Raw genomic sequence first — 11,961 nt, forward strand, 5'->3', positions numbered from 1 at the left:
AGTCCGACCCGGCTTGAGATGGTTTTTTATTGTTATGTTATTTTAACACCTTCGTTCGGAAAATGACAATTTAATATTTCGCCAATAGTTTGCAGAAAAAGACAGGGTTCGAATAATTATTCATGAGTGGAGGCTTGCGATCATGACTCGGAAACGACACGGCCTGTACGCCGGAACCGTTTTTCGCAAATTGGCCGCCGTCGCGCTGGCCGGGACGCTGGCATGGACGGCATCGGGGGCGCTGCCGGCTAACGCCGCGGAAGGGGATTCGGCAGATCGGGCGCCGACCGCCGCCGTCTCTTCCGCCGACGCGTATCGGATCGTGGTGCTGGGGGATTCCATCGGGGTCGGCTACGAGCCCGGAGTCGCCGCCGCTTCCGACGTTTACGGCTATGCCGACCGCCTGTACGAGCAGGCGCTCCTGCACGGCCGGGCGGAGTTCGCCAATTACGCCATTCTCGGCCTGAAAACGGAAGGACTGGCGAACCAGCTCCGGGGCGCGGCGGAGCGGAAGGCGCTTCCCGCCGCGGCCATTCAGGACTTCGCGGATCCGCGCATCGAGCAGCAAGCGGAGGCGGTCGCGGCGCTGGGGGCGAAGCTGGCCGACGATTTGGCGCAAGCCGATCTCGTGGCCATAACGATCGGGGGCAACGATTTTCTTGCGTTTGTCCGCGACCTGCTCGAAAAGCCCGCCGAAGAGGCGGCGCGGACGCTTAACGCGGAAATCGAAAGCAAACTGAATAATTATGCAGAGCATGCAGAAACGGCCGTCCGGCTCGTACGCGAGCTTGCTCCGAACGCTGTCATTCATATGTCGGATCAATATTTGCCTTTTCCGAGACAGGCGAACCCGGAGCTGTACGATCTTCTGATCGGGCATATGCGCGAATTGTCGGCCGATTTGGACGAACTCGCGGCCAAGCTGCAGGCGGAGAACATTCCGCTGAACATCGTTCGCGTCAGCTCCGCGTTTACGGGCTTCGAGCTTTCGTTTACCCACGTTTACGCGAACAAGGACATTCACCCGAACCAGAACGGCTACAACGCAATCGCCAAAACGTTTTCCGAATCGATATGGAACGAATACGCAAAATTGTCCGCCGCGAACAAGGGGTCGGCAGCTTCGCCCGCCGCTCCCGCCATTTACATCAAAGGCAAGCTGCTTGCCACCGCGAACAAGCCGAAGCTTCGCAGCAGCACGACGTTCCTCTCGCTCAGGGACGTGGCCGACGCCACGGGAGCGCAAGTCGACTGGAACGCAAAGACGCAGACGGCCCTGTTCAAATTGAACGGACGCGAGGTCGCGATCACGATCGGCTCGAAGACGCTGGCGGTCAACGGGGTCGAGCAGCCGCTGGCGGCTCCCGCCTATTTGGAAGCGGTCGGAAACGAGAAAAAAACGTACGTCCCGCTCGCCGCGATCGCGAACGGCTTGAATTACCAGGTCGTCTACCGTCCCAAGCTGTACAGCGCCTTTATCAATCCGTAATTTAGCTCGGTAACGGCTTTTTATGCAGCTTTAGTATATCCTGCCGCCGGCTTCCTAGTCCGCCGCCGAGATCAAAAAACGGGATGGCCCGGAACCTATCCGGACCATCCCGCTTCTATTTTTTACGGTTTTTCCACTTTAACGCGTATCGTGACCGTCTTGCCGTCGTATTTCGCTTTGACCGTCGTGCTGCCTTTGGCGACGCCCGTGACGACGCCCGATGCGTTTACCGTCGCCACCTTCGTGCTGGTCGCCGTCCACGTCGCGAGCGAAGTCACGTCGACCGTTTTGCCGTTTTCGTACAAGGCGGTCAGCTTCACGGAACCGGTAGTTCCCGGCTTCAGCGTCAACGGCCCGTTGGAGGCGGTAATTTTGGTCAGCTTCGCGGTGACCTTGAACGGGATCGTGAGCGTTTTGCCTTGAATCGAGCCCGTGATTTTGCCGCTGCCTTCCGCAATCGCCTTGACTCTCGCGCCGTCGACCGTCGCGACGGTTTCGTCCGACGACGCCCATTCGATGCGGGACGCGATCGAAACCTTTTTGCCGCTCTTCGTCTTGCCCGTTACTTTAATGTTTTTCGTTTTCTTCAACGTCAGCTCGATGCTCGTCGGATCGATCGTAAAGGAAACGAATTCTTCCTCGACCGTTACCGTCATTTTGACGGTGGCGTTCAAGTACGTGCCCGTCAATGTCGCCTTGGCCGCCGCCAGGCCTTTCCAGGTCGTTTCCTTCACGAGCAGATTGACCGAAGAGGAGGTCCACTTCACTTTATCCGTAATCGTCTCTTCATTGCCGTTCTCGTAGACGACCGTCACTTCCGGATAAGCGACCTCCGTGCCGATGATCATGCTCATCGATTCGGTCGAAGGGATCAGCAGGTGAACCTTTTCGTTGACGACGACTTCGAACGACCCGGAAAGCACGTCTCCGCCGCCGTTCGTCAGCGTCGCCGTCAGCGTCGCCGTTCCCGTTTTCAGCGCTTTCCACTTGCCGTCCTCGATCTCGACGACGGAATCGTTCGAGCTGGTCCACGTTACCGCGTCGCTGATGTCGATCGTTTCGTCGGCAAGCGTCTTGCCGCCGACGGAAGGCAGCGTGCCGCTCTCGTCCGCGTACGTGTCGATCGTTTCCTCGTCGATCGTCAATTCGGTAATGGTGGGATACACCGTGACGTTGAGCGTTTTCGTCAAGCCTTTGTACGATGCCGTAATCGTCGTCGTGCCGGCGCTCTTCGGCGTGACGTACGCCTTGCCGCCCGCGATGTCGACCGTTGCCGTCACCAAATTGGAGGACGTCCAGGTCACCGCCGTCGTCACGTCGGTTTTCGTCTCCAGGTTGTTCAGCACGTAGGCGCTGATCTCCTTCGGACCGCCCTGCAGCGAAATCTTCAGCGTTTTTTCCGGAGTGATGCGCAGCGCTTCGTACGGAGTCCGGACGACAAACGTAATCGTACCGGTTACGCCCAAATACGTCGCTTTGATCTCGGCCGTGCCGACCCCGACCGGCGTGACGGCCCCGTCTTCGTCAACCGTCACGACGCCGGTATTGCTGCTCGACCACGTTACCTTGTCCGTGACGGTTTCGGTTCCGCCCGCTTTCAGCGTAGCCGTGACCGTGAGCCCCGTGTAATCGTCGTCGCCGACGTACATCTCGATCGGACCGCTTTGGTCGAACTTCAAGCTCGAATAGGGCGAAGATACGGTCAGCTTCACCGAATCCGTGCGCCCCAGATAGCTGACTGTAATGGTCGCTTCGCCGGAGGCGAGCAGCGTCACGACGCCGTCCTCGACGGTGGCTACGCTGCTGTTCGAAGTCGACCAGGCCGCTTCGTCGGTCACGTCGGTCTCTCCGCCGCCGTTCGTTTCCTTGCCGATGGCATTCAGCGAAAGCGATTCGCCTTGCCGGATATCCAGCTTGTCGGCCAAAGCGGCCGATTCCCCCTGCTTGCGAAGCTCGATGGAGCTGTAGCGATATACCGAATTTATCGTGACGGTTGCCGTATAGCCGCTGTATTTGCCCGTAATCACGACATTTTTCGCGCTTGAACTTGCCGTAACGACGCCGCCGCTAACGGACACCGCCGAATTCGAGGAAGTCCACGTCGCGACCGAGGTTACGTCTTTTTTCGTCGTCGAGCCGCTTACTGTGGCCCACAGGGTCAACGCGATCGAATCTTCGTTTACGTACACCGTGTTCGAGGGAATCGAAGACAGTTCCACGGCCGTTATCGTATCCTCCGCCGCCGCGAGCCCGCCTGCCTGGCCCCACAATAAAGCCGCCACCAATAGGGCGACGATCCAACGAGTCGTCATGCGCTCCGGACGCCGCGGTTTTTGCGGAACCGCTTGAATCGCGTTGCTGTTCATCGGGTTGAATAATCCTCCTACTGATTTCTTTATCGTCATCATCCGATATTGTTATCGGCAATTCGTCCGAGATAATGAAGGGATAAAGGGAAATTCGGGAAAAAATCAGGCCATTAGACTCAGAAAAAGAAAGAAGGCCGGCAGCCGGATCCGGCCGCTCAGCCTTCCATTGATCTATCAAGCATTTGCGGGCGCTTGGCCGGCGCCGTTGTCGCCGTCCGGCTCGCCGGCCGCGCCGCGGCGGCGGCTCCGAACCGCAAACAGCGCGAGAATAAGCGCGACGAAGGCGACGGCGTATGCTCCCAGCGTATAAAGCTGCGTCCGAACCTCCGCGATCCCCCCTCCCGCGATGAGCAGGCGCAGCGCATTGATCGCGTAAGTCATCGGCATCCAGTCGCCGATTCGCTGCAGCCAGACGGGCAGAAGCTCCGCCGGATAGGTGCCGGCGCTGGCCGCAAGCTGAAGCGTCAGCAAAATGACCGCGACGAACCGTCCGACGTTGTCCGCCAGCGTGACGAAAAATTGCACGATGGTCATGAACGTAAGCGAAATGACCGCCGTGGCCAAGATGAACATCGGCACGTTCGGCACTTCCAGGCCGATCCCGAACAACAGCAGCGCATCCGCCAGCAGCGTTTGCGCCAGCGCCACGGGCGCGAACAGCAGCAGCTTGGACAAATACCAGCGGAAGCCGCTGCGGACCGGGCCGGCCGCATCCCGCAGCGGAAGGATGATGGTCGACATCAGCACGCCGACGTACAGGCCGAGCGCCAGGAAATAAGGCGTCATGCCGGTGCCGTAGTTCGGGATATCGGCGAGCTTGTGCTCCTGAACGGAAACGGGGGTCGCGAACATGTCCGCCTGTTCGTCGGTGCCGGCTCCCGCCGCCGCTTGCGCGGACGCCTCGCCCAGCTTGTCGGCGAGCTCGATCGAGCCGTCCTGCAGCTTCAGCAAGCCGCCCGCCAGGTCGGTCGTGCCGTCCGCCAAGCGGCGCGCGCCTTCATCGACCGCGTTCGCTCCCTTGACCGCGCCGCTTAATCCGCCTTTCAGGCTTGCGGCGCCTTCGGCGACCTCCTGCGCGCCGTCGGCCAGCTTCGCTGCGCCGGAGGAAGCTTCACCCAGCTTGCCGCTCAGCGCCTCCGCCCCTTGCCGCAGCTTCGCTTGCCCGGCCTGGAGCTCCTTCGCTCCGGCCGCCAGCTCGCCCTGCCCGGCGGCGAGCTTCGCCGCGCCGTCCGCCACGCTCGCGGTGCCTTGCTCCAGCGCGTCCGCGCCGGCGGCGACGGACTTCGCCGCCGCAAGCAGCTGCGCGAACGCCTCGTCGCCCTCCATGCCGCCGTTCGCCGCGGCATATTGCTCCAGCCCGGCCGCCAGCTGCGCCGCCCCGGCCGCAAGCTCGGCGCCGCCCGACTTCGCGTCGGCCGCTCCGTTCGCGAGCGCTTGACCGCTCGCGGCCAGCTCGCCGGCTCCCGACGCCAGCCGGCTCGCCCCTTCTTCCGCGTCCGCGGCCCCGGCCGCCAGGGTCTTGCCGCCGCTAGCCAGCTGCGCCGCCCCGGCCGCAAGCGTCCTGCTTCCGTCGGCTACCGACTGCGCGCCCGTCTGCAGCTTGGCCGCGCCGCCGGCCAGCCGGCCGACTCCTTGCTTCAGCTCCGACGCGCCGTCGGCCAGCTTCGCCAGATTCGCTTGCAGCTTCTCCGCGCCCGATTCCGCCTCTTCGGCCCCGTCCGCAAGCTTGGACGCCCCTTCGCTCGCCTCGCTGAATCCGCTCGCGGCTTCGCCGACCGAATCGTACACGGCTTGCGCGTAGGCCTTCGTCACCGATTGTCCGACGTCGGCTTTCAGCTTCTCCGAAGCCTCGGCCCCGATCCGGGACGACAAATAGTTCCACCCGTCGTCCACGTAGTACTCGATTTGGGCCGGCTGGGGCGTCTCCTCCTCCAGCGTCGTCGCTTTTTGCGAAAAATCGTCCGGAATGACGAACGCCATCGAATAGCGATGCTCCTTGAGCCCGTCCATCGCCTCCCGCTCGTCCGTGAAACTCCATTTGAAGCTGTCGTCCTCCTTCAGTTCGTCCGTCAAATCCAGGCCGATGTGAAGCTCCTTTCCGTCCATGAAGGCGCCGGCATCCTGGTTGACGACCGCCACCGGAAGCTCGTTGAGCTTGCCGTACGGATCCCAAAAAGCCCCGATCAGCATTCCGCTATATAACAGAGGGATGACGGCCAGGCCGGCGATCGACAGCATCGTCATTTTATTTCCGGCGAGCCGCTTGTATTCGGCTTTGACCGCTCCTCCGCGGTTTTTCTTCTTCATTTTTCTCCCGCTCCTTCTCTTTCCGCGTTTATAAGCACAATATTATTTGCGAAAAATACGAATTGACCAATTTGACCATTCGGTCAGTCAAAACCAAAAAAAGAAAGCGTCAGCGGTTAGCCAACCCTTCGATGCAGTACAATCGGAAGCTGTCGACGACTTCCTCTTTCGTAAGCGGATCGTGCAGATGAGCGCCTTCCGCCGTCAACGCCAAATACATCTTCAACATCATGTACGCCGTAAGCCGCGGGTCGCACGGACGGATTTCCCCTTTGGCCGCCGCCGCCTCCACATGCTTCGCGATATAGCCGATAATCGCCCGCTCGATTTTCTCCAGCCCTTGTTTGGCCATCGGAGTTCCGATATCGAGCACTTCCTGGGACAGCTTGGCCGCAAGCGCGTGCCGGTCGCGAAAATCGAGCACGCGATGAAGAACCTTGAGCAGGTTGTCCGCAAACGAAAGAGACGAATCCAGCGTCTCGTCGGCTGCGGCCTTCAGATCGCGGATCAGCTCCTCCATGATTACTTCGAATAGTTCTTCTTTGTTCGCGTAGAACGTGTATATGGTTCCTTTGCCGACGTTCGCAAGCTTGGCAACCTGGTCCATCGTCGTCGCCTTGTACCCGAACGAGGCAAACGAGCGGGCGGCCGCTTCGGTAACCTGCTTGCGCCGATCCGGCGTTTTGCGCTCCTGAGCCACCGCGCATCGCCTCTTTTCGCTAAAAAATGACCAAAATAACAAAACGGTCATTTCGTTCTGAAGACAACTTTATCACAGCCCGCCTCAATCTTCAAGCATTAGCTTTCGTATTCTTTTCGCAATCCTTCCAACAGTTCGAGCGAACGTTCGGACCACCGTTTAAGGCGGGCCATCCGCTCCATCTCGGCCGCCAGCGCCGTCCGGCGCGTTTCTTCATAGGAAGGAATCGCTCCGTCGTACGGCTGGACGGCCGTGGACGGAACCCATACTTTTTCGCGGTAAGCGGAAGCCCGGCGCTCATGAAAGATCGGGGCGTCCGGATCGTAAGGCCGGTGCAGGTCCCCTTGCGTCGGATGCTGAAGCACGGCCAATATTTGCACGAGCGTCCTTTTGCCGTCGATCTCCGCGATCTCTCCGATGTATTCTCCCGTTTTATGGCCCGCTTTGACGATTCGGCCGATTTCCATGTTCTTTTCCATGTTCATGTTCGGAACCTCCATGTTTTCGTTTACCTTTTGATTGGATTGTACCGCATCGGCCCGGACAACGCACGAGAGCAAATGGTACCATTTGGATGATTTGAGGAGGAATGCTAATTCGTTCCGAAGAATACTTGTCCCGAGTCCCGGAAGCGCGTAATATGGAATGTAGGTAAAGTGGAGGAATGTTTACAATGCGTAAAAAACGAGTTCTGCTGCTTTCCGAAGGATTCGGCACCGGTCATACGCAAGCGGCCCACGCCATTTCGGTCGGGCTTCGGCAGTTGTCTCCCCGGATTCAGACGAAAGTGATCGAGCTGGGGACTTTTCTCAATCCGGTTATCGGGCCGCTGATCCTGTCGGCATACCGCAAAACCGTGAGCACCAGTCCAAAGCTGGTCGGCAAGCTTTACCGGAACCAGTACGACAAATCGTTGACCCGGATGAAACGGTTCGCCCTTCACCGGATTTTTTACAATCATGTTTCGGATGTCGTGGGACAGCTCAAACCGGATATTATTGTTTGCACGCATCCGTTTCCCAATGCGGTCGTCAGTCGGCTCAAGCGGCTCGGGCTCGATGTGCCTTTGTATACCGTCATTACCGATTACGACGCGCACGCCACCTGGGTTAACCCGGAAGTCGACATGTACCTGGTCAGCACCTCTTCCGTTCGCAACAAGCTGATCGCGCGCGGCATTTCGCCCAATAAAATCGAAGTGACCGGCATCCCGGTTCATCCGAATTTTTGGCATCCGCACGACCGCGCCGAAATTTTAACCCAGTTCGGATTGGCGGACATGCCGACCGTGCTCATTATGGGCGGGGGCTGGGGGCTCCTGTATTCCGAGCAAATGGTCGAGTATATGACGACCTATGCGGACAAGGTGCAGCTCATTCTGTGCGTCGGCAATAACGAAAAAGCCCGGGAAAAGCTGCAGGAAGACCCCAAATTCCAACATCCGAATATCAAAATCATCGGCTTCACCAAAGAAATCAGCAAGCTGATGGACGTCTCCGACCTGCTGGTGACGAAGCCCGGCGGCATGACGTGCACCGAAGGAATGGCCAAAGGCATTCCGATGCTGTTCTACGAGCCGATCCCGGGTCAGGAGGAAGAAAACCTGGAGTACTTCGTCAAGCATGGCTTCGGCGAGTCGCTCACGTCCGTCGAGACGATCGACCGCTGGCTGCGGCTGATTCAGGAGCCGTATGCGGCCGATCAGCACCGTGGAACGCTGCTGGAGCTGCGGAACGCGGAATACAATCCGGCCAAATGCTCGCAGGCGATTTTGGAGCTGCTGGAATAGGCTTCTTGGCGGTCCGCAAGCGATTCGCAAACGAAAACGCAACCTTACCCGGGATGAAATGCACGCGCTGCATCTCATCCCTCTTTTTCGTTCGCGCGGCCCCGTCCCGCCCGATCCTCGGCATGCTTCTTGTCCCGACTCCTCGATTCGGCATCGTTCCGACTCCTTGTCCTCTCTCCTCGTTGCCAGTTCCTCGTCCCGACTCGTTCTGGCTTCTCATCCGGGCGAACGGATGCTTGGAATAATTTGGTGAATGGCCCTTGGATATACTCTCCAGATTTCCTCTTACTGCGATATCCCTTTCGCTCAGTGATTATTGGATAGCGGAAGAACAGGCGGTTTTTTTTGCAAAAAATTAGGGTATGATCCACGGACGTACTCTCGAAGTCCACCCTTATCGCGATATCCCTTTCGCTCAGTGATCGGATAGCGGGGACGCCTCCCAGCCGTGCGTTATTGGACCAGTTAAACTATAAAAAACTCACCTCTCCTGAGCAAACGGGATACCGGCACCAGGACGCGAAACAGCTACTACCCCTCCTGAGCAAACGGGATACCGGCACCAGGACGCGAAACAGCTACTACCCCTCCTGAGCAAACGGGATACCGGCATCAGAACGCGAAACAGCTACTCACCCCCTCCTGAGCAAACGGGATACCGGCACCAGGACGCGAAACAGCTACTCACCCCTCCTGAGCGAACGGGATATCGGCACCAGGACGCAAACAGCAACTCCCCCTCCTGAGCGAACGGGATATCGGCACCAGGACGCGAAACAGCTACTCACACCCTCCTGAGCGAACGGGATACCGGCACCGGGACGCAAAAAATAAAAACAGCCCGCCGGCAACAATGGCCTAGCGGGCTTATGGGGCGGGCCGGAGGACGAGGCTTATGCATGCACGGTAATTGCCCATGCCTTACGGGAAATTCGGCGAAAAAGAAACCGTGTCCGTGAACGAAAAATTTCAAAGAGAAACCGGTACCGATGACCGGTAACGATATCGATATGTTACCGAACCGGCTTTACAATCACGTCCTCGCGCCAGGTTTCCCCGGCAAACTCGAACGCTCCGATGACATCCGGCTCGGGCAGCAGCGAAGCTTTGACCGGATTGCCCGTGTGGTCCAGGTACGAATCCGCCGGCACATGGGCATGATACAGGCAGATCGCGTCGGCCCAACCGTCGCTTTCGACGAGCAGCCCCGTCGCCTCCCAAGGCGCGAGCTCCCGCCCGTCTGCCCGGACCGGAAGACGCCGGACGCTTACCGCCGGTGCCTCCGTACCGAAAGGGACGATAACGGTCGCAAGCTCCGCTTTGCCGACGGCCGACATCGCGCGCTTAACCACCGGATTGGCGGAATATCCGCTTTTCTCGAAATAGAGCCCCGATTCCAGGATCAGCTCGTCGGACAGCACGATGAACGGGCTTGATCCCGTGGCGGCGAAACGCTTCGGTCCCGGATCCGCATCCGGCTGCGGGTATACGAGCAGCGCGTTGGCGTCCGGACCGTTCGTGCGAATCCGGCGCCCGGTCGGGTCGTACACGGCCTCTCCCGGAGGCAGATGGAAGTATTGCTCGTACACGTGCCGTTCCTTCGCCTCGAACAGGTCGACGACGAGCCAGTAACGGTTTTTGACGAACAGCGTCTTCCGGGAGTGAATGACCGGATCTTCGTAGCGCGTATACCCGTAGTGGCTGGCGAAAACGTAATCGAACCGGCTTTCGCTGCGGAAATCCCATATTTTGCAGGCGGCCGTCGGCGGCGCTCCCCAATGGAGGCCCCTGACGTGCTGGTCCTGGCCGTCGACGACGACCGTATTGTGCGCGCGGGTCGAGACAACGTACTTCCGCTCTTTGTTCCATTCGTACAGCCCCATGCCCGAATCCGCCACGAGCTCCTTCCCGCCCGCGTAAAGAACGAGGCCGAGCGCGTCCGAATGGGCGTGGCCGTTGATGCCGACGCCGGCCCTCATCGCCATGTACATCGCGCCGCGTTCCCAGCTCTGCCGGGAGACGACATACCCGCCGACGGGAAAGCACGCGGCCGTCTCGCTCGGCGGCGCCGAAGGGAGGCGGCCGTAACGTTCGATCGCTTCCGGCCCGAGCCGCCACAGCAGCGCGAACGGCAGCCGCGCGTGCCCCGCGAATTTGAAATCCGGCCGCCCGAACAAATACGCGCCGAGGCTCATCGCGTCCCGCAGCTCCCGCACGTCGCTCGCGCCCGTATCCCCGATTCGCGGCAGCTCCCCTTCCGGCGTCAGCAGATGGTTCAGCACGACGAACATGTTCTCCAGCGTCTCCATGTATTCGGAAGCCTCGAGCTTCGCCGCCCGGAGCAGCGGCACCAGCTCGTACAAATCGCGCATGACGACCAGATGGTAATTCGGGCTCGCTTCGAACTGGACGCCGTCCGGATACACGTTTTGCCGGATGTACTTCGGCATCTCCCGCAGCCCGTAGGCGAGCCATTCGCCGGCCTCGCGCAGTTCCGGCAGCAGCAGCGCGACCTGAATCAGGCCCCGAAGCTGCATGCAGGCGTGGTTCCCGTGATCGGCGTGGTACTTCCGTACGTACCTGGCGTGCTGCGCGAACGACTTGACGAGTTTCATTTTCACTTCCGGCGCAAACGACGGGGAACCGAAGAAGATCGCGAACGGCTCCGCCAGATGGAACATCCGAACCCCTGCCGAAAGCGGCTCCCACGTATTGTGCTGAACCCGAAACGCGTCGCCCGCCGGGGCCGGGCAATCGTCGAGGAAATGACCGATCATTTCGTTAAAGCATGCCGCGTAAATTTCGTCGCCCGTCAGGGCGTAAGCGCGGGACAAAAACTTCGTATACGCAAATCTCGTCAAATGCAGCTGGTACTGCGAGCTGTCGTAAAGCCAGCCGTTCCAGTCGAACGCGCCGCGGGGGAAAACCGCCCTTTTTCCCTTGAACAGCGGAATGTCGCCCGAAACGATCCGGTCCGCTTCCGCAATGACCGCCAGCGCCTCTTCCCCGCCGCCGTAAGCTTCGCGAGCCGCCTTCATCAGCTTCGGCACGTCCCGAAAGGCGAAATAATACCGCCCTCCCTCGTCGGACCCGATCAGCCGCAAGTAGGCGTCCCGCGCTCCCGCCGCGTCCCCTTCGGCCGCAAGCCGCCGAACCTCGGCAAGCTCCGGCCGGTCAAGATCGAGCTCCCGCGCGAAAAAATCCCCGTCGGCCGGCAGCGGCACCGTAAAGCGCGGATCCTTCCGCAGTTCCTTGTAACCCAGCGTCTTCGTTTGCGTCATCCCAGACTTGCTCCTTTATGCATGCT

At 59.8% G+C, this 11,961-nt stretch carries 7 protein-coding genes; 2 read left to right on the forward strand and 5 right to left on the reverse strand.

The genetic code is table 11. The features are described from left to right. The first annotated feature begins 142 nt into the window (after positions 1–142). Positions 143–1,489: an SGNH/GDSL hydrolase family protein gene (locus JW799_RS02855; protein WP_080836048.1), complete on the forward strand. Its 1,347-nt coding sequence runs from the start codon at positions 143–145 to the stop codon at positions 1,487–1,489. 122 nt (positions 1,490–1,611) lie between these two features. Here the strand turns inward: JW799_RS02855 and JW799_RS02860 are convergent, their stop codons facing one another. The 4 genes from JW799_RS02860 to kapB all read right to left on the reverse strand — a co-directional run bounded on the left by JW799_RS02860 (position 1,612) and on the right by kapB (position 7,350). Further along, positions 1,612–3,855 carry an Ig-like domain-containing protein gene (locus JW799_RS02860; RefSeq protein WP_176220770.1) on the reverse strand — a complete coding sequence of 748 codons (2,244 nt, stop codon included), beginning with the start codon at positions 3,853–3,855 and terminating at the stop codon, positions 1,612–1,614. Positions 3,856–4,032: 177 nt separating this feature from the next. Beyond that, positions 4,033–6,165, reverse strand: coding sequence for a YhgE/Pip domain-containing protein (locus JW799_RS02865; RefSeq protein WP_205428612.1), 2,133 nt, complete (start codon positions 6,163–6,165; stop codon positions 4,033–4,035). Between the two features lie 109 nt (positions 6,166–6,274). Then, complete coding sequence (locus tag JW799_RS02870) at positions 6,275–6,865, reverse strand: TetR/AcrR family transcriptional regulator (protein ID WP_245809737.1); 591 nt, start codon at positions 6,863–6,865, stop codon at positions 6,275–6,277. Between the two features lie 98 nt (positions 6,866–6,963). After that, a complete protein-coding gene (gene kapB, locus JW799_RS02875; RefSeq protein ID WP_240353131.1) occupies positions 6,964–7,350 on the reverse strand; it encodes a sporulation phosphorelay system protein KapB in 387 nt (128 codons plus the stop codon). Positions 7,351–7,538: 188 nt separating this feature from the next. On the opposite strand from kapB, the gene JW799_RS02880 reads away from it, so the two are divergent. Further along, complete coding sequence (locus tag JW799_RS02880; protein ID WP_080836042.1) at positions 7,539–8,654, forward strand: MGDG synthase family glycosyltransferase; 1,116 nt, start codon at positions 7,539–7,541, stop codon at positions 8,652–8,654. A 1,013-nt stretch (positions 8,655–9,667) separates the two neighbouring features. On the opposite strand, the gene JW799_RS02885 is transcribed toward JW799_RS02880, so the two are convergent. Beyond that, positions 9,668–11,935 (reverse strand): alginate lyase family protein, encoded by a 2,268-nt coding sequence (locus JW799_RS02885; RefSeq protein WP_205428613.1) that lies wholly within the window; start codon positions 11,933–11,935, stop codon positions 9,668–9,670. Positions 11,936–11,961 lie beyond the last annotated feature (26 nt).

The organism is Cohnella algarum (assembly GCF_016937515.1).
Classification (GTDB): Bacteria; Bacillota; Bacilli; order Paenibacillales; family Paenibacillaceae; genus Cohnella; species Cohnella algarum.